This is a genomic window from Demequina sp. NBRC 110051 (assembly GCF_002090055.1).
GTDB lineage: Bacteria > Actinomycetota > Actinomycetes > Actinomycetales > Demequinaceae > Demequina.
This window is the reverse complement of record NZ_BBRH01000008.1, coordinates 136,153-159,139: the sequence shown is the minus strand read 5'-3', so window position 1 is coordinate 159,139 and position 22,987 is coordinate 136,153. Positions and strand designations below refer to the sequence as shown.

At 70.0% G+C, this 22,987-nt stretch carries 23 protein-coding genes; 7 read left to right on the top strand and 16 right to left on the bottom strand.

Translation table 11 applies throughout. The annotated features are described in order from the left end of the window. Nucleotide 1: 1 nt before the first annotated feature. Entirely contained in the window at nucleotides 2-379 is a 378-nt protein-coding gene (locus tag B7K20_RS03450) for a DUF3040 domain-containing protein (RefSeq protein ID WP_084100415.1), read from the bottom strand. Nucleotides 380-611: 232 nt separating this feature from the next. Between B7K20_RS03450 and B7K20_RS03445 the strand changes: the two genes are divergently transcribed. Further along, entirely contained in the window at nucleotides 612-1,244 is a 633-nt protein-coding gene (locus B7K20_RS03445) for a spermidine synthase (protein WP_084100412.1), read from the top strand. A 142-nt stretch (nucleotides 1,245-1,386) separates the two neighbouring features. Here B7K20_RS03445 and B7K20_RS03440 read toward each other — a convergent pair whose 3' ends face one another. Both B7K20_RS03440 and B7K20_RS03435 read right to left on the bottom strand, forming a co-directional pair. Then, a complete protein-coding gene (locus B7K20_RS03440; protein ID WP_084100409.1) occupies nucleotides 1,387-1,590 on the bottom strand; it encodes a cold-shock protein in 204 nt (67 codons plus the stop codon). Nucleotides 1,591-1,733: 143 nt separating this feature from the next. After that, nucleotides 1,734-2,657, bottom strand: coding sequence for a PAC2 family protein (locus B7K20_RS03435; RefSeq protein WP_084100404.1), 924 nt, complete (start codon nucleotides 2,655-2,657; stop codon nucleotides 1,734-1,736). Nucleotides 2,658-2,840: 183 nt separating this feature from the next. Between B7K20_RS03435 and B7K20_RS03430 the strand changes: the two genes are divergently transcribed. Continuing rightward, nucleotides 2,841-5,045 carry an AAA family ATPase gene (locus tag B7K20_RS03430; RefSeq protein ID WP_084100401.1) on the top strand — a complete coding sequence of 735 codons (2,205 nt, stop codon included), beginning with the start codon at nucleotides 2,841-2,843 and terminating at the stop codon, nucleotides 5,043-5,045. Between the two features lie 20 nt (nucleotides 5,046-5,065). Here B7K20_RS03430 and B7K20_RS03425 read toward each other — a convergent pair whose 3' ends face one another. Further along, a complete protein-coding gene (locus tag B7K20_RS03425) occupies nucleotides 5,066-5,860 on the bottom strand; it encodes a hypothetical protein (protein ID WP_084100398.1) in 795 nt (264 codons plus the stop codon). A 91-nt stretch (nucleotides 5,861-5,951) separates the two neighbouring features. Between B7K20_RS03425 and serA the strand changes: the two genes are divergently transcribed. From serA to B7K20_RS03410, 3 genes are all read left to right on the top strand, one after another. Then, complete coding sequence (serA, locus tag B7K20_RS03420) at nucleotides 5,952-7,157, top strand: phosphoglycerate dehydrogenase (protein WP_084100395.1); 1,206 nt, start codon at nucleotides 5,952-5,954, stop codon at nucleotides 7,155-7,157. A gap of 59 nt (nucleotides 7,158-7,216) precedes the next feature. Then, on the top strand, nucleotides 7,217-8,815 hold the full coding sequence (locus tag B7K20_RS03415) for a DEAD/DEAH box helicase (protein WP_084100392.1): 1,599 nt from the start codon (nucleotides 7,217-7,219) through the stop codon (nucleotides 8,813-8,815). A 93-nt stretch (nucleotides 8,816-8,908) separates the two neighbouring features. Further along, nucleotides 8,909-9,700 carry a hypothetical protein gene (locus B7K20_RS03410; RefSeq protein ID WP_084100389.1) on the top strand — a complete coding sequence of 264 codons (792 nt, stop codon included), beginning with the start codon at nucleotides 8,909-8,911 and terminating at the stop codon, nucleotides 9,698-9,700. A gap of 50 nt (nucleotides 9,701-9,750) precedes the next feature. On the opposite strand, the gene nrdR is transcribed toward B7K20_RS03410, so the two are convergent. Further along, nucleotides 9,751-10,221, bottom strand: a complete 471-nt coding sequence (gene nrdR / locus B7K20_RS03405) for a transcriptional regulator NrdR (protein ID WP_084100386.1) — start codon at nucleotides 10,219-10,221, stop codon at nucleotides 9,751-9,753. Nucleotides 10,222-10,281: 60 nt separating this feature from the next. Further along, complete coding sequence (locus B7K20_RS03400) at nucleotides 10,282-10,656, bottom strand: LysM peptidoglycan-binding domain-containing protein (RefSeq protein WP_159449307.1); 375 nt, start codon at nucleotides 10,654-10,656, stop codon at nucleotides 10,282-10,284. A 186-nt stretch (nucleotides 10,657-10,842) separates the two neighbouring features. On the opposite strand from B7K20_RS03400, the gene lexA reads away from it, so the two are divergent. Next, nucleotides 10,843-11,550, top strand: coding sequence for a transcriptional repressor LexA (lexA, locus tag B7K20_RS03395; RefSeq protein WP_084100381.1), 708 nt, complete (start codon nucleotides 10,843-10,845; stop codon nucleotides 11,548-11,550). A 12-nt stretch (nucleotides 11,551-11,562) separates the two neighbouring features. Here the strand turns inward: lexA and B7K20_RS03390 are convergent, their stop codons facing one another. Both B7K20_RS03390 and hflX read right to left on the bottom strand, forming a co-directional pair. Further along, nucleotides 11,563-13,617 (bottom strand): ATP-dependent DNA helicase, encoded by a 2,055-nt coding sequence (locus B7K20_RS03390; protein ID WP_304441301.1) that lies wholly within the window; start codon nucleotides 13,615-13,617, stop codon nucleotides 11,563-11,565. Beyond that, nucleotides 13,614-15,104 carry a GTPase HflX gene (gene hflX / locus B7K20_RS03385; RefSeq protein ID WP_084100375.1) on the bottom strand — a complete coding sequence of 497 codons (1,491 nt, stop codon included), beginning with the start codon at nucleotides 15,102-15,104 and terminating at the stop codon, nucleotides 13,614-13,616. Before hflX ends, B7K20_RS03390 begins: the two co-directional genes overlap by 4 nt. Nucleotides 15,105-15,167: 63 nt before the next feature. Here hflX and B7K20_RS03380 point away from each other — a divergent pair, with 63 nt between their 5' ends. After that, nucleotides 15,168-15,785: a class I SAM-dependent methyltransferase gene (locus B7K20_RS03380; protein WP_084100372.1), complete on the top strand. Its 618-nt coding sequence runs from the start codon at nucleotides 15,168-15,170 to the stop codon at nucleotides 15,783-15,785. A 7-nt stretch (nucleotides 15,786-15,792) separates the two neighbouring features. Here B7K20_RS03380 and dapF read toward each other — a convergent pair whose 3' ends face one another. The 8 genes from dapF to B7K20_RS03340 all read right to left on the bottom strand — a co-directional run bounded on the left by dapF (nucleotide 15,793) and on the right by B7K20_RS03340 (nucleotide 22,983). Further along, complete coding sequence (dapF, locus tag B7K20_RS03375) at nucleotides 15,793-16,671, bottom strand: diaminopimelate epimerase (protein ID WP_084100369.1); 879 nt, start codon at nucleotides 16,669-16,671, stop codon at nucleotides 15,793-15,795. Then, a complete protein-coding gene (gene miaA / locus B7K20_RS03370; protein ID WP_084100366.1) occupies nucleotides 16,668-17,627 on the bottom strand; it encodes a tRNA (adenosine(37)-N6)-dimethylallyltransferase MiaA in 960 nt (319 codons plus the stop codon). Before miaA ends, dapF begins: the two co-directional genes overlap by 4 nt. 3 nt (nucleotides 17,628-17,630) lie before the next feature. Then, the gene (gene miaB / locus B7K20_RS03365; RefSeq protein WP_084100363.1) at nucleotides 17,631-19,172 is read right to left on the bottom strand and encodes a tRNA (N6-isopentenyl adenosine(37)-C2)-methylthiotransferase MiaB; all 1,542 of its coding nucleotides are present in this window, start codon (nucleotides 19,170-19,172) and stop codon (nucleotides 17,631-17,633) included. Nucleotides 19,173-19,174: 2 nt separating this feature from the next. After that, nucleotides 19,175-20,635 (bottom strand): ribonuclease Y, encoded by a 1,461-nt coding sequence (rny, locus tag B7K20_RS03360; protein WP_084100360.1) that lies wholly within the window; start codon nucleotides 20,633-20,635, stop codon nucleotides 19,175-19,177. Nucleotides 20,636-20,668: 33 nt separating this feature from the next. Beyond that, entirely contained in the window at nucleotides 20,669-21,178 is a 510-nt protein-coding gene (locus tag B7K20_RS03355; protein ID WP_084100357.1) for a regulatory protein RecX, read from the bottom strand. Beyond that, nucleotides 21,178-22,239, bottom strand: a complete 1,062-nt coding sequence (gene recA, locus B7K20_RS03350) for a recombinase RecA (protein ID WP_084100354.1) — start codon at nucleotides 22,237-22,239, stop codon at nucleotides 21,178-21,180. Before recA ends, B7K20_RS03355 begins: the two co-directional genes overlap by 1 nt. Nucleotides 22,240-22,438: 199 nt before the next feature. After that, a complete protein-coding gene (locus B7K20_RS03345) occupies nucleotides 22,439-22,672 on the bottom strand; it encodes a DUF3046 domain-containing protein (protein ID WP_084100352.1) in 234 nt (77 codons plus the stop codon). After that, nucleotides 22,672-22,983: a helix-turn-helix domain-containing protein gene (locus tag B7K20_RS03340; RefSeq protein ID WP_084100349.1), complete on the bottom strand. Its 312-nt coding sequence runs from the start codon at nucleotides 22,981-22,983 to the stop codon at nucleotides 22,672-22,674. The genes B7K20_RS03345 and B7K20_RS03340 overlap by 1 nt, the downstream gene beginning before the upstream one ends. Between the last annotated feature and the right edge of the window lie 4 nt (nucleotides 22,984-22,987).

The following is a 22,987-nucleotide window of genomic DNA, read 5'->3' as shown; positions in this document are numbered from 1 at the left end:
CCTAGAGGTCGCCGTTCTCGCGGCGACGGTCGAAGCGCTCCTCGAAGGTCTGCATGAAGTCCTTCTTGGGCTTCTTGGGAGCAGGACCGGCAGCGGGGCGAGCCTGCGTCGCGGGCGTCTGGCCTTTGCGGGGAGTGAGGAGGGCCCACAGGGTCACGCCGGCCATGATGACGAAGCCGAGCACACCGACAAGCGGGATCTGGGTGACGACGCCGAGGAGGACCACACCGAGGCCCACGACCACACCGGCGATCGCGGCGATGATGCGAGCGGGGGTGCGGGGACCGCGGTTCATGGCGCGGTGAAGAGAGGCGTCCTGCCCGAGGTCGTGCTCGAGCTGGTCCAGCACGCGCTGCTCATACTCCGACAGCGGCATCATGCCCTCCTCTTTCGTGCGGTGCGCAGTAGGCACCTAGTCTAGTCAGCACTGCCCGCTTCCACTACCCCGAGGAGAACACCGCGTCATGCCCCGACGTTCCCGCTCATCTTCCTCGGTGGCGCCAGGCGTGGATCGCGACGTCGACATGCCCATTGCCACGGGGATGGTACGGCTCACGGACGAGCCTGATGGTTCAACGACTGTATGGGTGCGTGGTGTTCCCAGCTCTTCGATGAGAGCCGAACCCGACGTGCTCGACTTCGAGTACATGCGGCATTTTTCCGCCGCTGTGGCGGCATGGCAGCGTCCCGAGCGGTTCCTCGCCCTGCACGTGGGCGCCGGCGTGTGCACGATGGCACGTCACCTGGTGCACGCCTATCCGGACTCGCGCCACATTGCGGTGGACATCGACGCGACGCTGCCCGAACTGGCACGCCAGTGGTGGGATCTGCCGCGCTCCCCGCAGCTGCGCATCCGCGCCCAGGATGGCCTGGACGCCGTCGCCTCTCGTCACGACGCCAGCCTCGACCTGCTGCTGCGCGACGCCTTTTCGGAGGCCCTCACACCCCCGTCGCTCGCCGACAACGCGTGGTGGGCGCACGCGCGCCGCGTGCTACGCGGCGACGGGCTGGTACTCGCCAACGTGGGAACGGTGCCGGGACAGGCCACGCATGTGGCCGATGCCGCGGCGGCTCGCGCCGCGTTTGGTGACGTGGTCGCCGTGGGCGAGCCGGCCGTCCTCAAGGGCAAGCGCCGCGGCAACGTCGTCCTGGTCGCCGGCGCGGGATTCGACGTCCACGACCTGCGCCGCTACGCGGCGTCCGCTCCTCTCCCCACCGTGGTCGACACGGCCTGGGCGCGATAGCGCCCGACGGACGACGCACGACCGGAGGCGAGGTACACACGCCTGCCACGGCATCGGCCGTCCGAAATCTGCCCGGAGACGGCGAAGGCCGCCGCCCCACACGGGGACGGCGGCCAGGTCCAGTCAGAAGACCGGAGAAGCCTTACAGCGGGCGAACCGCAGCGGCCTGGGGACCCTTGGGGCCGTCGGTGACCTCGAACTCGACGCGCTGCGCCTCTTCGAGCGACTTGTAGCCGTCGGTCTCGATCGCCGAGTAGTGGACGAAGACGTCAGCGCCGCCACCGTCCTGGGCGATGAAGCCATAGCCCTTTTCGGCGTTGAACCACTTCACAGAACCCTGTGCCATGAGTATTTCCTATCTGTACTGCCCGGGTGACGGGAAGCGCGGACACCGTGTCCCCGCTCGTCGCCGCAATGCCGCGTCCCGGGTCTGGTCAGACCGGTTCATGCACACTACGTTCTTGCAACCGGGTCAAGCATGACACGAAATCATGCTCCAGGGGGAGTGTCTCCGCGCTGTTGTTGCAGGAATTTCTCGAATTCGGCACCCAATTCCTCTGCCGAGGGCAGCGGGCCGGAGATATCGAGGCCCTCCTCGCGCTGCTCCATGTACGCGTCGTACTGGCGCTCGAGCCCGGCGACGAGGGCCTGCACCTCGTCCGACTCGGCCGTTTGGCGGGCAATTTCCTCCTCGGCGCGCTCGGCATCCTCGTCCAGGCCCGTGGTGTCGATCAGCAGGCCCGAGATGTCCTCGATGCTCTGGATCGCGCGCTCCGCTGCCTGCGGGTACGAGCTTTGCGACAGGTAGTGAGGGACGTGCACGGCGATGTTGATCGCGGGCAGGTCCCACTGCGCAAAGCGGTACTCCATGAGGTTCTGCGCGCTCGCGGGGACGTTGACCGTGCCGAAAAACGATGCGGAGTCGGGCAGCAGGTCCTGAGGCGTGCCGTGCACGGTCGTGGTGAGCGGACGCGTGTGGGGTGCCGCCATGGGGATCCCGTACGTGCCGAGCGTGAGGCCCACGCCCGTGCGCGTCACGATCTCCTTGACCGTGTGGATGTAACCCTCCCAGCGGATGTCCGGCTCGAAGCCGTGCAGCAGCAGGAACGGGGTTTCCTCGGTGTCACGCACCAGGTCGAGAGCCAGGTGCGGCTCGTCGTAGTCGGTCCACTGGTTCACGGAGAACGTCATCTCGGGGCGGCGCGAGCGATAGTCGAGCAGCTGGTCGATGTCGAAGGTCGCGACCCGCTGCGGTTCGCTCGACTCGAGAATCTGCTGGGCGACCAGCAGCCCCGCCTTGCCCGCGTCGATGAAGCCACGCAGCGAGTGCAGCAGCACCGCACCCTCCTTCGGGGCCGTCTCGGCCCACGCCGCGACGCCCTGAGGATCCCAAGTGATGAGTGGTGAAGTCATAATCCCGTCATTGTTTCACGCCCTGGCACGCATCTGCTGATGCGCTCCGGGCGTCAACGCGGGCGACGCGCGCCTGATTCCCGGGTGAACAATCGCTGTCAGGCTGTAGCGCAGCGCGTCAGGAATGGGGATAATGGACGACTGCCTCGTCAGTTCCGTCGCGAGGCTCGGAAGGGCAGGCGCATGCAGGAGGACAGCACCCGGACCGCTCTCAAGGAGGGCCTGGATGCCGAGCAGCGGGTCGTTGATGGGCTGTATGGCCGGCTCGATGAGCTGCGCGGCGAGACCGAGCGCAGGCTCGCGTCCATTCGCCGCGATGGACCGTCGGGATCTCCGCAGAACCGCTCCGAGCGCGACGCCTTCGCGACACTGTACGAGGACCGCATCGCACAACTCGACGCGGTCGAGGACCGGCTCTGCTTTGGCCGGCTGGACATGCGCGACGGCGACCGGCTGTACGTGGGGCGCATCGGACTGTCCGACGCCGACCACGCTCCCCTGCTGACCGACTGGCGCGCTCCGGCGGCGCGTGCCTTCTACTCCGCCACCGCGGCCGACCCCTCGGGCGTGGTCAGCCGCCGCCACCTCACCACGCGCGGGCGCCGCGTCGCCGCGATCGAGGACGACGTGCTCGACGTCGAGGCGCTGCGCGAGTCCGGCCTGGAGGGCACGCTCGCCGGAGAGGGCGCCCTGCTCGCGGCGCTCGACGCGCGCCGCACGGGCCGCATGGGCGACATCGTCGCCACTATTCAGGCCGAGCAGGACGCGGTGATCCGCGCCGACCTCGACGGCGCGCTCGTGGTGCAGGGCGGCCCCGGCACCGGCAAGACCGCGGTGGCGCTGCACCGCGCGGCGTTCCTGCTGTACCACCACCGCGAGCGCCTGGAGCGTCGTGGTGTGCTCCTCATCGGACCCTCGGGCCAGTTCCTGCGCTACATCGACCATGTGCTGCCGTCCCTGGGTGAGACCGGCGCGGTCTCCACGACGCTGTCGGGCCTGGTGCGAGGCATCGACACGTCCGCCGTGGAATCCGATGCCGTTGCCGCGATCAAGGGCCGCGTCGAGATGGCGGGGGTCATCAAGGCCGCCGTCCGCGAGCGCCAGCGCCTGCCCCGGCGCGACCAGGAGGTCAAGATCGACGGGCGCACGGTGGTCATCCGCCGCGCCGACATCCGCGACGCTCAGGCACGTGCCCGGCGCGACGGTCGTCCGCACAATGAGGCCCGTGCCTCGTTCGCGAAGGACATGATCGGACGCCTCACCACCCAGCTGCTCGAACAGTTGGAGAGCCAACTGGACGCCGAGGACCGGCTCGAGCTGGAGCGCGACGTGCGCGACAGCCGCACCATCCGGGTTGCCCTCAACCTGTGCTGGCTGCCGGTGACCCCCGCGCAGCTGCTGCGTGACCTGTTCTCGAAGGCGCACCTCATCGATCACGCCGCGCGCGGGCTCAGCCGGGCCGAGCGCGACCTGCTGCTGCGTCCGGCCTCCGCCCCCTTCACCGAGGCCGACGTGCCGCTACTCGACGAGGCCGCCGAGCTGTTGGGCGACATGCCAGGCGGCGCCCCGCGCGAGTCGCAAGAGGCCAGCCAGGAGGAGCTCGACTACGCGCGGGAGGTCCTCGAGACCTTCGGCGGCGACGGCATGGTGACCGCAGAGGACCTCGCGGCGCGCATGAAGGGCAGCTCGTCTCGCCTGACGGTCGCCGAGCGTGCCGCTCAGGACCGCTCGTGGACCTATGGTCACGTGGTGGTCGACGAGGCCCAGGAACTTTCCGCGATGGCATGGCGCATGCTGCTGCGCCGCTGCCCCACCAGGTCGTTCACCATCGTCGGCGACGTGGCTCAGGTTGCCTCGGCCGCCGGCACCCGCTGGTGGCCCGAGGCCATGGACCCGCTGTTCGGGCCCTCGTGGCAGCTGCGCGAGCTCACCGTGTCCTACCGCATCCCCGCCGCGGTCGCGCGGGCCGCGCAGTCCTACGCCATGGCGGCCGGCCTGCCCGTGAGCGACCTGTCGGCCGCGAGGGATCTGGACGATGCCGTGGCGACCACGACGGTAGGCCGCGACGCGCTCGCCTCAACCGCGGCATCGGCCGCGCGTACCCACGCGGCCCAGATGGCCGGCGAGGACGGCGGCCTGGTCGCAGTCATCGCGCCGCATGCGCTGATCCCCGCGCTGCGCGAGGCGCTCGGCGGCGAGGTCGAGGGTGTCTCGGTGATGACGGCACGCCAGTCCAAGGGGCTGGAGTTCGACGTCGCGATCGTGGTCGAGCCCAGCGAGATCGCTCAGCGTCCCGGCGACCTCTACGTCGCACTCACGCGTCCCACGCGACGCCTCGAGATGGTGCATGCCCTGCCGCTTCCTGAGGGGCTCGCGGACCTGGGCTAGCCGGTGAGGCGCCGGGCTGGCTATGCGCAGGGCCCCGCGCCGGCGATCGCGAGGCCCTCGCGGTCGCCCGGGCCCCACTCGGTGATCGCGGTGTTCTCGTCGTGCATCAGCTCGGTTGCGGCCTCGACGTGCCCCAGCCCCGCCACGTGCGCGAGCTCGTGGCGGATGACGGCCTCGGCCAGCGCCGTGCCGCTTTGCGACCGCATGAGCTCCGCGAAGTCGTCGCGGTCGAGCACCACGACGCCCGCGCCCAGGTAGCGCTGGTCGCCGTAGGCGCCCGTGATCGACGTCGACCCTCCGAGTCCCGCCGTCGCGCCCCCAAGATCAGGGGTCTCCGTCTCATCGGAGAATCCGATCACGACCGGCGCGAGCCGGTCGCCGTAGCGCTCCTGCACGATGAGCCGGTCGAAAGACGCCGGCTCGTCCGTGGTGCCCTCGTACTGGAACACGAGGCCCGTGTACTGCGCGAGATCGGCGGTGGCCGCGTGGACGAGCGGCTCGACGTCGTCGGGCATGCCGGCGGGGTTGAGTACCCATCCCACGGGCATACAGGGGTCCAGCCGGACCGGCTCGCCGTCTTCCTCGAACAGGAAGGTGTGCTCGCCGGCCGTGCTCACGGGCACCGCGGGCGCGAGGCGCTCGCCGGTCGAGTCCACGTGCGGGATGCGGATCTCCTGACCATCCAACTCGACCACATTGCGGGCCTGGCCCAGGTGGGCGAGGTCTTGCCAGCCCAGCCCTCCCTGCCATGCCACCAGGCCAATCGCGACGGCGCCGGCGCCGCACAGCACCACCAGGCGGCCCGTGAGAGTCATGCGCCCTAGCCTGCCACGCACGCGCTCCCCCACGGCGCGCCCTGCCCGACAAATGGTGTGGAGTTGGTAACAGGGGGCGCCGTACGCAAAGATGGGCGCCGTGCGAGCACTTCTTCTGGAGAACCTGTCCCACACCGCCACCGAAATCCTCGAGGCGGCTGGCATCGAGGTCATCAACCACGCCGGCGCGATGGACGAGGACGAGCTGATCGAGGCCCTCGACGGCGTCGAGCTGCTGGGTATTCGCTCCAAGACGATGCTGACCGAGCGGGTCATCGAGGCCTCGCCCTCGCTTATCGCGGTGGGTGCGTTCTCGATCGGCACCAACCAGATCGACCTCGAGGCGGCGGCGAAGAAGGGCATTGCGGCGTTCAACGCCCCCTTCTCGAACACGCGCTCCGTGGTGGAGATGGCGGTCGCGGAGATGATCTCGCTGACACGCCGCCTGCCCGTGCACCAGAAGCTCATGCACGAGGGCGTGTGGAACAAGTCCGCTGACGGCGCGCACGAGATCCGCGGGCGCACGCTCGGCATCGTGGGCTACGGCAACATCGGCTCGCAGCTGTCCGTCGTGGCCGAGGCGCTGGGCATGAACGTGATCTTCTACGACGCCGCCGAGAAGCTCGCTCTCGGTAACGCCACCCGCATGCCCTCTCTCGAGGCTCTGCTAGCCGAGGCCGATGTCGTCACGCTCCACGTGGATGGACGCAGCGGCAACCGCGGCTTCTTTGGCCGCGAACAGTTCGAGGCCATGAAGCAGGGCGCGATCTTCCTCAACCTGTCGCGAGGCTTCATCGTCGACGTGGATGCGCTGCGCGAGGGCCTCGAGTCCGGCGCGATCGGTGGCGCCGCGATCGACGTGTTCCCCGAGGAGCCCAAGAAGAAGGGCGACCCCTTCACCTCGGCACTGCAGAACATCCCCAACGTCATCCTCACGCCCCACATCGGCGGCTCGACCGAGGAGGCGCAGCGCGACATCGGCATCTTTGTCGCCACGCGCCTGCGCGACTACGTGCAGAAGGGCTCGACGTCGCTCAGCGTCAACCTGCCCAACCTGCAACTGGACCAGGCCCCTGGCGTTCACCGCATCGCTCACCTGCACCTCAACGTGCCCGGTGTCCTTGCGGCCGTCAACCGCGTCTTTGCCGAGCACTCGGTCAACATCGAGGGCCAGCTGCTCGCCACCCGTGGAGAGCTCGGATACGTGGTCACCGACATCGCCGCGGGCCTCACCCGCGAGGCGGTGGCCGCGTTGGGCGCGATGGACGGCACCGTGCGCCTCAGGGTCCTGTCCTGACGCACCACGAGGACCTCGACGCCGCGTCCTTCTCGGGCCTCGGCCTTCCTGACGCGCTCGTGCGCGCCCTCGCGGCCGCGGGGATCACTCACCCGTTCCCCATTCAGGCGGCCACGATCGCCGATGCCATGGCGGGGCTGGATGTGTTGGGCAAGGCCCGTACGGGGTCGGGCAAGACGCTCGGTTTCGGCCTGCCGATGCTGGCCCGGCTGGCGGACTCGGGGCGCCCTCGAGCGCACCGTCCGCATGCCATCGTGCTGGTGCCCACGCGTGAGCTCGCGATGCAGGTCCACGACGCCCTCGAGCCCCTCGCGCACACCATGGAGGTCTCCCTCAAGCTGGTGGCCGGCGGCCTGTCGATGCCCAAGCAGATTGCCGCGCTCGAGCGCGGCGTGAAGCTCGTCATCGCGACGCCCGGTCGCCTGGCGGACCTCGTCAGGCGCGGGCACGCGGATACCTCGGCTACACAGATCGTGGTACTCGACGAGGCCGACCACATGGCCGAGATGGGCTTCATGACCGAGATCGAGGAGATCCTCGCCGACGTCCCCGACGACGCGCAGCATCTGCTGTTCTCCGCGACGCTCGACGGCGACGTGGACCGGCTCATCGCCGAGCACATGCACGATCCCGTCCTGCACGACGTCACCCACGACGCGGACGCCGCCATGCGCCACGTGGTCCTCAACATCGCCCCTCATCTCAAATACGAGGTCGCGACACGGATCGCCGCTCGCCGAGGACGCACCATCGTGTTCGTGCGCACCAAGATGGCGTGCGACCGCATCGCCGACCAGATGCGCGCCGCCGGCGTCAACGCCATCGCGCTGCATGGCGACAAGGAGCAGAACGAGCGCAACACGGCGATCGCCGCGTTCCGTGCGGGCCGCGTCCCCGTACTCGTCGCGACGGATGTCGCCGCCCGCGGCATTCACGTCGAGGACGTGGACCTCGTGCTCCAGCTGGACCCGCCGGGCGACTACAAGGACTACACCCACCGTGCCGGGCGCACCGCGCGTGCGGGTGCCGAGGGTCTCGTGGTGACGCTGGCCCTGCCCCATCAGCGCAAGGCCATGGACCGGGTGGTGGATGCCACGGGCATCGAGCCGACGTTCCGCAAGGTGCGCGAGACCGACGCGGAGACGCTCGCGATGATCGACGCGCTCACGGGCGCACGCGAGCCCTCTGGCGTGCCTGTGCGGGAGCCTCGCACCGGAGGGCGCGGGTCCGCCGACACCCGCGGCTCCGCTGGCGAGCGCGGCGCCGACCACGCGCGGCCCACTCGCGATGGCCGGCCTGCCAAGGGTTCACGCCCCGGATCACGCCCTGCGTCACGGCCCGCGTCACGCCCCACCAAGGACGAGCGGTCTGGCAAGGGCGACCGGCCGGCAAAGGACGAGCGTGCCGCCCGGGGCGGGAGCCGCGGGAAGGACGCTCGCTCCGGTCGCGGACGCGACGAGTCTCCCCAGCGAGACAGCAAGCGCGGATCTGAGCGCGGTGCGGCGTCGACGGAGCGCGATGGCCAGCGTGAGTCCACGCCTCGGCGCGAACGCCAGCCCAACCCCAACCCTCGCAAGCGCGCACCGGGGACCAAGAAGTCGGCGCCCGCTCCGAGCCGCGGTCGCAAGGGCAAGCCCCGTCCCAAGAAGAAGCGCTGACCCCTTCCCTGGAATTATCCTCCCTGCTACATTCCCGCCATGGGGATGCTAGGGGGACCACAGCCGGTCGATGCCGCTACCGCGGATAGGTGGATGCGAGAGTGGCTCGGCGAGGGCGACGCGAGCCGCGGCTACCTCGCCAAGACCATGCACAAGTCAACGGGCCACACCCTGACGTGGGCGCCCGAGGAGTTCATGGCGGCATGCCACTACGTCGTCCAGGACGCCTCACGCAACCCCTTCACCCGCAGCACCGCGTGGGGACGACGCAGCGACTTGGGCAACCGTCTCACCTTGCACGGCACCAAGCTCGTCGACGCGCTGGCGCGCTACTACGCCTCGCTCGCGCACGCACACTCCCCCCAGCAGTGGGCCATCGAACTCGATCCCACCCATCGCGGCTACCTGTCCCCGCGTTTCCTCACGGGCTTCCCGCTGATGAGCGAGCTGCCGCTGGACCTTACCCAGGCGATCGGGGCGCGCACCGTCGCGGGCCTGGAGCGCCACGCGCGGGCCTTCGATGAGATTCCGGGCACCCTGTCATCGGCGCGCGTGTGGGCCCCGCCCGCGGCGCCCGCGCCGGCCACCGTGGAGGGTTCGAGCGTGGAGTTGGCGCGACAGGAGGTGGGCGCGGACAAGCTCCTCTTCGCGGTGAGCACTGCGGACCTCGCCGGATGGACCTACACCCTGTGGGTCGATGAGGCCCACGAATACACGTACGGAAGCGACGTGTACGAGGCGCTCGAGCCGCGCCTGCTTGCCACGCCTGGCATCGACGACGTCATGGGCGAGGACCGCGAAATCGTGCACGTGCGCACCACGCTCCCGCCCGAGCAGATGTTGGAGGTCCTCGTCACCGCAGCGACCGCTCCGCTGGAGAGCTAGCCGCCGTCACGAGGCGCGTGGCCCTCGCGGGCCGGCGCGACAGCGAGTCGCTACAGCGAAGGGGACTCCGCCGCCTCATCTTCGGCGCGCAGCTTTACGATCGCCGCCTCGAAATCGTCGAGCGTCTTGAAACCCTGGTACACGCTCGCGAAACGCAGGTAGGCAATCTCGTCGAGGTCGCGCAGGGGCGGCAGGATCGCGAGGCCGATGTCCGTGGCGTCGATCTCCGCCGTTCCCTGTGCGCGGATCGCCTCCTCGACACGCTGTGCGAGCAACGCGAGGTCGTCGTCGGAGACGGGCCGGCCCTGGCAGGCCTTCCGCACGCCCGACGCGACCTTCTCGCGACTGAAGGGCTCGGCCACGCCGTTGCGCTTGAGCACCGTGAGGCTCGCCGTCTCGACGGTGGAGAACCGGCGTCCGCACTCCTGGCACTCGCGACGGCGACGGATGGAGGCGCCGTCGTCGGCCGTACGGGAGTCGACCACGCGCGAGTCGGGGTTGCGGCAGAACGGGCAGTGCATGGAACTACTTTCCCACGAATAGGGCACCGTGCCGTGCCGCATGCGCGTGGGCGCAGGGAGTCAGTCGAGCGCCGGGATGATGAGCTGCTCGCCGGCACGCAGGGACGAGGATCCCTTGGCGTTGAACTCTTGGATCGCCACTACGGTCTCGTTGACGTCCTCGCCCGCAGGGGTGAGGGCCGCGGCGATCGACCACAGGGTCTCGCCGGGCGCCACCGCGTAGGTGTCGAAGGCCACGGGAGCGGTGGGCTCGTCACCCGCGACGGCCTGCGGGCCCACGATGGCGACGGCGATCGCGACCACGACGGCGGCAAGGGTGCGGCGGCGACGGCGCGCGACGGGGGTGTCGATGCGGTGCAGACGCATGCCCGTGACGGGGCGCGGGGCGCGGACACCGGTGGGGAACAGCGTGGCGGCGGGGGCCATTGCGGTCATGTCATCCTCCATTCGAACACTTGTTCGTCGAACACATGTTCTATTTGTAGCACCAGGGGCCGACGCTGACAAGACACGCTCGAACATGTGTTTGATTCCGTGCGTGTTCTCCTCTAGCGTCATGGGTGTCAGCACACCAGAGGGGTCTGACATCGACGGCGGGCCCCGTGCCCGCGAGGAGGAGACATGGCCGAGCAGTCCGAGCCGGGCGCGACCATCCACGAGTTCCCCGGCGCCACCGGCGGCCTCACCGACCGCCAGCGCCGCATCCTCCTCACCATTCGCGACTCGGTCGACTCCCGTGGCTATCCGCCGTCCATGCGCGAGATCGGTCAGGCCGTCGGCCTGACCTCCACCTCCTCGGTCAAGCACCAGTTGACGGCGCTTGAGGCCAAGGGCTACCTGCGCCGGGACCCCCACCGCCCCCGTGCCATCGAGGTGGTGATGCCGGAGGCCGAGCCGGCCACGGCATCGGCCGCCCCCGAACCCGCCCCCCTGGCCCACCCGGACGGACGCGAGGACGTCTCGATGGTGCCGCTCGTGGGCCGCATCGCGGCCGGAGGCCCGGTCCTCGCCGACCAGGCCGTCGAGGACATCTTCGCGCTACCGCGCCAACTCACCGGCGACGGCGAACTGTTCATGCTCAACGTCACGGGTGACTCGATGGTGGATGCCGCGATCTGCGACGGCGACTGGGTGGTGGTGCGCCGTCAGCAGACCGCGGAAAACGGCGACATCGTCGCCGCCCTCCTGGATGACGAGGCGACCGTCAAGACGTTCAGGCGCCGCGACGGCCAGGTGTGGCTCATGCCGCACAACCCCGCCTACACCCCCATCGACGGCACCCACGCGTCGATCATGGGCAAGGTCGTCTCGGTGATGCGGCGGGTCTGATCGCCGCCGGCGTCACCGCCCGTCGGCGGTCGCGGCCTCGTCCAGGCGCCGCAGCGCGCTGAGGACGGTCTCGCGGTCGGTCGTGGGCCAGAGCTCGGGCATAGACCTCGCCAGGAACCCGCCGTAGCGCGCGGTAGCGAGGCGTGAGTCCAGCACCGCGACCACTCCCCTGTCGTCGTGGGCGCGGATGAGCCGGCCCGCGCCCTGCGCCATGAGGAGCGCCGCGTGGGTCGCCGAGACCGCCATAAAGCCGTTGCCTCCGCGCTGAGCGACCGCCTCGGTGCGCGCCTGCGAGATGGGCTCGTCAGGCCGCGGGAAGGGGATGCGGTCGATCACCACGAGGGAGGCCGTAGGACCCGGCACGTCGATGCCCTGCCACAGCGACGTGGACCCGAATAGGCACGCGCGCGGGTCCGCCTTGAACTGCTCGACGAGCGTGGGGAGCTGATCGTCGAGCTGGTAGAGCACGGGGACGTCGAGGCGCTCGCGCATGGCCTCGGCCGCCGCCTGGCCCGCCCGGTGGGACGAGAAGAGTCCCAGCGTGCGCCCACCAGCGGCCTCGATTAGCGCGGCGAGCTCGTCCAGCGCCGCGTCGGAGATCCCGCCCGCACCGGGGCGTTCCAGATGCTTCGCGACGTACAGGATGCCTTGGCGTCCGTAGTCGAAGGGGCTGCCCGCATCGAGCGTCTCGGGGTCGTCGATGCCGAGGTGGCGCGCCATCGCGTCGAAGTTGCCTCCCAGGGCGAGCGTGGCGGACGTGAACACCGACGAGCGCTCGGCGATGAGCCGCTCGCGGATCAGCCCCGCGACGTCGAGCGGCGCGGCGACAATCCGCTCGGCTCGCTCGGACTCGTAGTCCCCGTCGGGCGGGGCGAGCCAGATGACGTAGCGGCCGTGTTCCCCCGCGAGTTCCTCGCACACGTCATGGATTTCTTGAAGCGCGGCGCTGGCCATCTTGGCGGTGGCCGATGCCGTATCCCCTGGCACCTTCGACTCCGGTGTGTCCTTGGTCGCCTTCTGCACCGCGCTGAGGACCGCGCGGGCCGCGCCGCGGACCAGCTCGACCGCGGCGGCCAGCTCCTCGCCCAGCCCCTGTCGCAGGCGTGCGGGACGGGCGTCTCCGAGCGCCGCATCGAGCGCTCGCGCGGCGCGGTCGAGATCCTCGGTGGTGATGCCCACCCGGCGCGTGGCGCTCGAGGCGCGGTCCACCCGCGCGACCGTGAGCTCGTGGGTGGCGGCGCCGGTGATGCGCCCCACCAGCTCGTGGGCCTCGTCGACGATGAGGGCGTGGTGTTCGCCCAGCATGTCGTGGCTAGCGGCCTGCACGCCCAGCACCGCGTGGTTGGTCACCACCACGTGAGCGTCGGCGGCCTGGTCGCGCACGCGCTGCGAGAAGCACTCCTTGAGCACCGGACACTTGGACTCGAGGCATTCGCGGCCGCTGACGCTGACCTGAGCCCAGGCGCGGTGGGACACGCCCGGCACTAGGTCGTCGCGATCGCCCGTGTCGGTCTCGTCGGCCCACTGGTGCAGCCGCGCCACCTCGCGGCCCAGTTCGCTGGTGGGACCGGCCACGATGGGCAGCATGTCCTCGTCGGGCTCGCCGTAACCGCCCGCGAGCTTGTGCTTGCACAGGTAGTTGGAGCGGCCCTTGAACAGCGCCGCGAGGGGGCGCTCGCCCAGCTCTGGCTCGAGCGCGTCGAGTACGAGCGGGATGTCCTTGGTGAACACCTGGCGTTGCAGCGCGAGTGTGGCCGTCGACACCACCACGCGCTTGCCCTCGCGGGCCGCGTGCGCGACGGCGGGCACCAGATAGCCGAGCGACTTTCCGGTACCCGTGCCCGCCTGGATTAGGGCGTGACCGTTGCTTGAGAGGGCGCGCTCGACGGCCTGCACCATGCGCGTCTGCCCCTCGCGGCGCGCTCCCCCGAGCGTGCCTACGGCGAGGTCGAGGAGCCGGACGGCTTCCGTCTCGGCGGCCGATGCCGGCGCGGCTTGCGCCGTCCCGTCACCTATCGCTGGGGTGGGCGGGGTACCCGAGCCGGCCACGGCATCGGCCCCGCTCACGCGGCGTGAGCCGCGGCCTGCAGGCGTGCCGCGAGGGCCTCGTCGACCAGGGCGACGAGGCGGGTGCCGTCGGCCTCGTGGCTCTCGGACAGGATCTCGCCGTGGCGGTGGGCCTCGCTCACGAGGTCGCCACGCGTGTACGGCACGGTGAGGTCGACCTTGACCGCGGGACGCGGCAACTCGCGTGCGATGAGGTCCATGAGGGCGTCGATACCCTCGCCCGTCAGCGCCGAGACCTCGATGGTGGGCTCGCGCCTGGCACGCAGCCTCAGCAGCGTCTCGGGCTCGGCGATGTCGGCCTTATTGAGGACCAGCACCTCCTTGACCTGATCGGCCCCGGGGACGTCCGAGAGGACCTCGCGCACCGCGGAGATCTGGCTCTCGGGGTCGGGGTGGGAGGCGTCGACCACGTGCAGCATCAGGTCGGCGTGGGCGACCTCCTCGAGGGTCGAGGCGAACGCGGCCACCAGCTGGTGAGGCAGGTCGCGCACGAACCCGACAGTGTCCGACACCGTGAAGGCGCGACCGTCCGGGGTCGACGAGCGGCGGACGGTGGGGTCAAGGGTCGCGAACAGCGCGTTTTCGACCAGCACACCGGCACCGGTCACGCGGTTCAGCAGCGACGACTTGCCGGCGTTGGTGTATCCCACGATCGCGACGTTGGGCAGGGCGGTGCGGTTGGAGCGGCGCACCTCGCGTGCAGGCGCCATCGCCTTGATCTGGCGGCGCAGCTGCGCCATGCGGGTGCGGATGCGACGACGGTCGAGCTCGATCTTGGTCTCACCGGGACCACGGGAGCCGATTCCCGCACCGGCGGCCACACGGCCACCGGCCTGGCGGGACATCGACTCACCCCAGCCGCGCAGGCGCGGAAGCAGGTACTCGAGCTGCGCCAACTCCACCTGCGCCTTGCCCTCGCGGGACTTCGCGTGCTGGGCGAAGATGTCGAGAATCAAGGCGGTGCGGTCGATGACCTTGACCTTGACGACGTCCTCGAGTGCGCGACGCTGCGAGGGCGCGAGATCGTCGTTGACGACCACCGTGTCCGCGCCCACGGCCTTGACGATGTCGGCCAACTCGTTCGCCTTGCCCTGACCCAGGTACGTGGCCGGATCGGGGTGCGGGCGACGCTGCAGCACGCCGTCGAGCACCTCCGAGCCCGCGGTCTCGGCGAGTGCCGCGAGCTCGCGCAGGCCGATCTCCGCCTCGGCGTAGGTGCCGCGGGAGAACTGGCCCGCGAGGACCACCTTCTCGAGGCGCAGCTGGCGGTACTCGACCTCGGTGATGTCCTCGAGCTCGGTCGACAGATTGTCGACACGGCGCAGGGCGGCGCGTTCCTCACGCTCGAACTGGTCGCCGTCGTAATCGGTGTACGCGGTGGCCCCTTCGGCCACCGCCGTCCCGGCGCGCGAGAGCACGCGCTCAAGGCTCGCCTCGGCGCGTGCGATGGAATTCTGGTCGGCGATGTCGTCGCGGTCGTCTGTCATGCTCCGTCCATTGTCGCACCGCACGGCACCACGAACCAGCAAGGTTTCTGTACCCTCGCAGGAATGACCGACCACTACTTCACCGCCGAGCCGGCCTCCGCCGACGAGCGCAGGCTGATCCGCGTGAATCTCGCGGGCCGCGAGGTGGACCTCGAGACGGCTCCAGGGGTGTTCTCCCCCGGGCACCTCGACCTGGGCACCCAGGTGTTGCTGCGCCACTTGCCGCCACCGCCCGACGGCCGCTTGCTGGACCTTGGGTGCGGCTGGGGTCCGCTCGCACTCACCGCGGCGCTGCTGAAGCCCGAGGTCAAGGTCACAGCGGTCGACGTCAACCGCCGCGCGCTCGACCTCCTGCAGCGCAACGCGGCGCGGTTGGGCGCCGCGGGCGCCATCCAGGCCTGCGAGCCGGGCGACGTGCCTGCCAAGCGCCGCTTCGACGCGATCTGGTCCAACCCGCCCATCCGCATCGGCAAGAAGCAGCTGCATGACCTGCTCACGCTATGGCTGCCGCGCCTCTCGTCCGGGGCACAGGCTCACCTCGTGGTGCAGAAGAACCTGGGTGCGGACTCGCTGGCCACCTGGATCGCCTCGCAGCGCGACGCCGACGGCAAGCGCTGGGGCGAGATCGACAAGATCGGCTCCGCCAAGGGCTTCAGGGTGCTGCGCCTGGTGCGCGACTAACGACCCGTCAGGGCAGCGTGACGGTGCCCTCGGCCACCAGCACTGCGGGGCCCTCGAGCACCGTGTGGTCGGGTGTGATGCGCACCGTGACCTGGCCGCCGGGCACGTCGATGTCCCACACGTCGGGCGCACCGGGTCCGGCCCACTCGCGGACGGCGAGCGCCACCGCGCACGCCCCCGTGCCGCACGAGCGCGTCTCGCCGGAACCACGCTCGTGCACGCGCATGCGAGCGCGGCCGCGCAGTTCACCATCGACCTCGGTCTCGCCCAGCGGCACCACGAACTCGACGTTCGAGCCCGCAGGCGGCGTGGGGCTCACGATGGGGGCGACGGAGAGGTCCACCGCGGCGAGCTCGTCGAGCGAGCCGAGCGCGACCACGTGATGGGGGTTGCCGACGTCCACCGACAGCCCCGGGCGCGCGGGGATGAGGCCGCGGGCCTCGACGGTGGCATCGAAGCCGCCCTCGCCCCACACATATCCGCCCATGCCGATCGCGAAGCGACCGTCGCCGAGTCCCGTCACGGTGCGCGGGCCGCCGCGGGTGCCGAACTCCAGCCCGCCGGACAGATCCACCGCCGCGTGAGACTCGAGGAATGCGCCAAACACCCGCGCGCCGTTGCCACACATCTCGGAGGTGGTGCCGTCGGAGTTCCAGTAGTCCATGACCCAGGCGTCCGTGGGAAGGGAGTCCGCGCCCGGCACGGTGCCGGACGGCAGCGCGTCCGCGCGCACCGCCCGGATCACCCCGTCGCCTCCCAGGCCCGCGCGCCTGTCCGCGAGGAAGCGCACCACCTCGGGGGTGAGATCGATGTCGCCGCGCTCGTCCATGAGCAGCACGAAGTCATTCTCGGTGCCGTGTCCCTTGGCAAAGCGCAGCGTGGTCATGCGCTCAGGGTACCGGCGCCACCGGTGACGACGGCGAGGGCATCGGCGGCCGCGCGTGCGGCATCGGCCTCATCGATCGGCCCCTCGATCCACGTCACGCGAGGATCGGGACGGAACCACTGACGCTGCTTACGCGCGAGCCGGCGCGTGTGCTGCGCGATGAGCGCCCGGGTCTGATCCGCCGTGAGTTCCCCGTCGAGGTGGCGCAGCGTTTCGGCGTAGCCGACGGCACGCCGGGCGGTGGTGCCGTCGCGCAGTCCCTGCGCGACGAGGCCCGTGACCTCGTCCACCAGGCCCTGCTCCCACATCGCGTCCACTCGCGCGTCGATGCGCGGGTCGAGGACGTCGTGCGACACCTCAAGACCGATCTGAATCGCGGGCACCTGATACTCGTGGCGTGGCAGGCCCGACGAGAACGGGCGGCCGGTGATCTCGATCACCTCAAGTGCCCGCACCAGGCGCTTGGTGTTCGACGGGCCGATGCTCGCGGCGGCCTCGGGATCGGATTCCAAAAGTTCTCGGTACAGCACCCCGGGCCCCTCGGTCTCGCCGCGAGCCTCGAGCCGGGCGCGCACCTGCGCGTCGGTGGGCGGAAACTCGAAGCGGTCCAGCAGCGCACGGTGGTACAGCCCGGATCCGCCGACGACGATGGGGGTCCTCCCCCGCTCGCGGATCGCCGCGATGTCGGCCCGCGCCTCGCGCTGGAAGCGCGCGACCGAGGCATCCTCGGACACGTCGAGGGTGTCGAGTTGATGGTGGGCGATCCCGCGCCGCTCGACCACGGGGAGCTTGGCCGTGCCAATGTCCATGCCGCGGTAGAACTGCATCGCGTCGGCATTGACGATCTCGCCGTCGAGAGCCTCGGCGACCGCCAACGAAATGGCGGACTTCCCGGTTGCGGTCGAGCCGACGATCGCGACGACCGGGAGATCGGCCGTCGCGTGAGACGCTGTCATGACCTAGGCGTCGACGGGGCGCAGGCGCGGCATGCCCAGGCCCACCGGGCCCGATGCGGCACTGCCCCCGGTGCCGCACGAGTCGCCGCAGCCGCCCGTACCGTGGTCGTGCTCGCCGGCCTGGACCGAGTCCCACGCGTCACCGGCGCGCGTGCGACGCACGGAGTATGTGCCGCCCACCAGGCCGGAGTCGGCGATGAGGTGGTGCGGGGCGCCGTGGGTGACCTCGACAGTCACCATGTCGCCCGGCCGCGGCACGTCGGCGCCACCCGGCACCGTGAAGTGCGTCAGCAGGTTGCCCGGCGTGCGGCCCGACAGGCGCGCGTTGGCGGCGTCCTTGCGGCCGCCGGCCTCCTTACCGGAGCTGTCGAGCACCAGCAGCTCGACCGTGCGGCCCACGTGCGCCTCGTTCTCGGCCAGCGACACGCGCTCCTGGAGGGCCCACAGGCGCTCATAGCGCTCCTGGACGACCTCCTTGGGAATCGTGGGGAGGTCGTAGGCGGGGGTGCCGGGCCGCGGCGAATACTGGAACGTGAAGGCGGACGAGAATCGCGAGGCCTCGACGACCCGCATGGTCTCAAGGAAGTCCTCCTCGGTCTCCCCAGGAAAGCCCACGATGATATCGGTGGTGATCGCGGCATCGGGCATACGCTCTCGCACGCGCTCGAGGATCCCCAGGAACTTCGCGGAGCGGTACGAGCGGCGCATGGCTCGCAGCACGGCGTCGGAACCCGACTGCAGCGGCATGTGCAGGCTGGGCATCACGTTGGGGGTCTCCGCCATCGCGTCGATCACATCGTCGGTGAAGGCCGCGGGGTGAGGCGACGTGAAGCGCACCCGCTCGAGCCCCTCGATCTCGCCACAAGCCCGCAGGAGCTTGGCGAAGGCGCCTCGGTCACCGAACTCGACGCCGTAGGAGTTGACGTTCTGTCCGAGCAGCGTCACCTCGACGACGCCCTGAGAGACGAGCGCCTGAACCTCCGCCAGGATCTCTCCCGGCCGGCGGTCACGCTCCTTACCGCGCAGCGACGGCACGATGCAGAAGGTGCACGTGTTGTTGCAGCCCACCGAGATGGACACCCACCCGCTCGCGATCGCGTCGCGACGGCTGGGCAGGGTCGAGGGGAACACCTGGAGCGATTCCTCGATCTCCACCTGGGCCTCGGCGTTGTGGCGCGCGCGCTCCAGCAGGACCGGCAGCACGTCGAGGTTGTGGGTGCCGAAAACGACGTCGACCCACGGAGCCTTCTCGATGATCTCGCCGCGGTCCTTCTGCGCGAGGCAGCCGCCCACCGCGATCTGCATGCCCGGACGCTGCGCCTTGACCGACGCGAGCTGACCCAGGTTGCCGTACAGGCGCGTCGCGGCGTTCTCACGCACCGCACACGTGTTGATGACCACCACGTCCGCTTCGTCGGCGCCGAGGGGCGCGGCCGCGTAGCCGGCGCCCTCCAGGAGGCCGGCCATGTGCTCGGAGTCGTGGGCGTTCATCTGGCACCCGAGGGTGCGGACGAGGTACGTGGGTGCTGGTGCGGTGTCTGTCATGCCTACCCTGCGACGGCATCCGCGCGAAGTTCGCGGATCACGGTCACTTTGATCTCTCCAGCGAAGCTGAAGTCGCTGCTGATGTGCTCGGCAATTGTACGCGCCAAGGCCTGAACCCCCGCGTCGTCCACCTCGTCGGGCTCCACGACCACACGCACCTCACGACCTGCGGCCATCGCGATGACCTTGGACACGCCATGGTGCTCGGCCACCAGCTTCTCGAGGTTCTCCATGCGCTCGATGTACGCATCGGCATCGTCGCGGCGCGCACCGGGCCGCGACGCGGAGATCGCGTCCGCCACCTGCACGATGAGCGCCTCGAGCGTGGCCGGGGGGACCTCGTCGTGGTGCGCGGCGATGGCGTTCACGACCTCGTCCGCCTCGCCGTTGTCGCGGGCGTAGGCGGCGCCGAGCGTCGCATGTGTCCCGGGCCGCTCGTGGGTGAAGGCCTTGCCGATGTCATGCAGGAAGGTCGCGCGGGTGGCGAGCTCGACGTCGGCGCCCAACTCTCGCGCGATGTCCCCGGCGATCTGAGCGGCCTCGACCAGGTGCGACAGGACGTTCTGGCCGTAACTGCTGCGCAGCCGCAGGCGCCCGAGGGTGACGCACATGTCCTCGGTGATGCCGCGCACGCCCGCAGCTTCAATGGCGTCAAGGCCGGCCTCGAGGTGGCGGGCCTGAGCCCCCTCGACGACCGCGTGGTACACGGACTCGATCCGGTGGGGATGAATGCGGCCGTCGTCGATGAGCTCGCGCAGGGTGATCTCCGCCACCTCGCGCCGCTCGACATCGAAGGACGACAGCTGGACGGCGTTGACGCCCTCCTCGACGAGCACGTTGACGCCGGTGATGGACTCGAAGGCGCGGATGTTGCGTCCCTCACGGCCGATGATGCGACCCTTCATGTCATCGCTGGGCAGGTCGATCCATGTGGCTGCCGCCTCGGCAGACGTGCGCGCCGCCTGGCGCTGCATCGCGCCCACGAGGATCTCACGCACCCGCCTGTCGGCGGAGTTCTTGGCCTGGCGCTCAATACGGCGCACGTCGGCGCGCGCCTCCTCCTTGGCCTCCGCGACCAGGTGGGCGCGCAGCTGCTCCTTCGCCTCGGCAGCGCTCAGACCCGCGGTCTCGGCGAGCGCACGGCGGGTCTGCTCCCCGATCGCGTCGCGCTCGGACGCGAGGCGGCGCTCATCGCGCGCCACCACCGCGGCACGCTCCTCGAGGGAGCGCGCGTATGTCTGCGCCGCACGCTGATCGGCGGCAAGATCCTTCTCGCGCTGGGCCACACGCTCCTCGCGCCGCTGCGCCTCCGAGACCAGGTCACGCGCCTCCTCGCGGGTGCCTTGCGTCTCGGCCGCGACGGAGCGTCGGATCGCCTCAGCCTCGCGGCGCGCGTAGAACACCAACAACAGCGAGACGAGGAGCAACGCCAGGGTGGCCACCGTCGCGATCAACTGCGGCACTGTGGCACCACCCTTTCTCCGTGTCAGGTCACACTACGCGCCTATGTCATCGGCACGGGAGAAGTCTTTCACGAGTGCGAAGGCCAAGGATGGCGAATACCCCCGTCGACCCAGCATCCCCACGACCCGCCGTACACGGGCGTCGTAGTCCACGCCCGCTAGCTGATCCCAGCGCTTGCGGGCAAGGGCCCGGGCGGCCTGGTGCTCGTCCTCGTCCGTGATCTGCTCGAGAGCGTTCTCGACGTCCTGGGCCTCGAAGCCCTTGCGGGCCAGTTCCTGCTGGATGGCGCGGCGTGACTTGCCGCGCTCATGATGACGGGTGCGGGCGATGGTGCCAGCAAGGACGGCATCGTCGAGCAATCCCACCTCTTGGTAGCGCGCGACCACCGCGTCCGCGATCTCCTCGGGCACATCGCGGGATACCAGGCCGTCGCGCAGCTGCGCGCTCGACCGCGCGGAGTGCGTCAGGAGTCTAAGTGCGATCTCCCGGGCGCGCTCCGCGGGGTCGAGCGCGGCGGCGGAGTCCTGGCCTCCCCGCGGCATCAGAAGGTGGCGCCCTCCTGCGCGGCGGCGTCGTCGGCAGACTCCTCTGCCTCGTCCGCGGCGGCCATGCCCACGCCGAGCTTGCGCTTAACCTTGAGCTCGATCTCGTCGGCCAACTGAGGGTTGTCCTTGAGGAAGTTGCGGGAGTTCTCCTTGCCCTGGCCCAGCTGATCGCCCTCGTACGTGTACCAGGCGCCGGACTTCTTCACGAAGCCGTGCTCCACACCGAGGTCGATGATGCCACCCTCGCGCGAAATGCCCTGGCCGTAGAGGATGTCGAACTCGGCCTGCTTGAAGGGCGGAGCCATCTTGTTCTTGACCACCTTGACGCGGGTGCGGTTACCGACGGGGTTGGTGCCCTCCTTGAGGGTCTCGATGCGACGCACGTCCAGGCGCACCGACGCGTAGAACTTGAGCGCCTTGCCACCCGTGGTGGTCTCGGGCGAACCGAAGAACACGCCGATCTTCTCGCGCAGCTGGTTGATGAAGATCGCGGTGGTGCCGGTCGTGTTAAGCGCACCGGTGATCTTGCGCAGGGCCTGCGACATGAGGCGCGCCTGGAGACCCACGTGGCTGTCACCCATCTCGCCTTCGATCTCGGCCTTGGGCACCAGAGCCGCGACCGAGTCAATGACGAGGATGTCCACGCCACCCGAACGCACCAGGATGTCGGCGATTTCGAGCGCCTGCTCACCCGTGTCGGGCTGCGAGATGATCAGGTTGTCGATGTCGACGCCGAGCTTCCTGGCGTACTCGGGGTCGAGCGCGTGCTCGGCATCGATGAACGCGGCCGTTCCGCCCTGCTTCTGCATGTTGGCCACCGCGTGGAGGGCGACCGTGGTCTTACCGGAGGACTCGGGACCGTAGATCTCGACGATGCGGCCGCGCGGAAGTCCGCCAATGCCAAGCGCGATGTCGAGAGCGAGCGAACTGGTGGGAATCGCCTCAACCGCGACGGTCTTGCGCTCTCCGAGTCGCATGGCCGAGCCCTTGCCGAATTGCCGATCAATCTGTCCGAGAGCCGCCTCGAGAGCCTTCGAGCGGTCTGCTGCCTGTGCCATGTCTTGTCCTTGTCGTTCGAGGCATCGCTGCCGAATCATGCGGTACGTGTCGACGGTACGACTCGCCTGTGACATCGTGACGAGGGGGCCGCCGCACGCGTGCCGAGACTCCTTCTCGCGGGTTCCTGTGCATCACAGTAATCGAACATCTGTTCGAGGGCGTGCGACACGCCGACGCGGGAGCGTCGGAAGGCGCCGGCTAGCGCGCCGGCGGGACCATACGCGTGCGGTCGCCGCCGTCGCGCTGAGCGACGGGGACATCCATCTGAGCGCACCACGCATGCCATACGTCGCGCGCGGGAACGCCGTCCTCCAGCGCCTCGGCCACGGTGCGCGACTCGAGCCTGTCGAGCGCGAGGTCGCGCGCGAGACTACGAGAAGAGGCGGCGCCGAAGACGTCGTCGGCGAGCTCCCAGAATTCGCTCAGGCGCACTAGCGCGAGCGCAGTTCGCCCAGCAGCTCCGGGACGGTGTCGGGGATGGACGGCATCACGGACACACCCTCAAGGGACTCGGCCGTCGCGAAACGGTCGGAGACCTCACGAAGGATGGCCGACATCGGCACGTCAAGCGCCTCGCAGATGGACGCCAGCAGCTCGGAGGACGCCTCCTTCTGGCCGCGTTCGACCTCGGAGAGGTAGCCGAGGGACACCCGGGCTCCGGAGGAGATGTCGCGCAGCGTCTTGCCTTGGGTCAGGCGAGCGTCACGCAGGACGTCTCCGATCTCGGTGCGCAACACGGGCATGCGT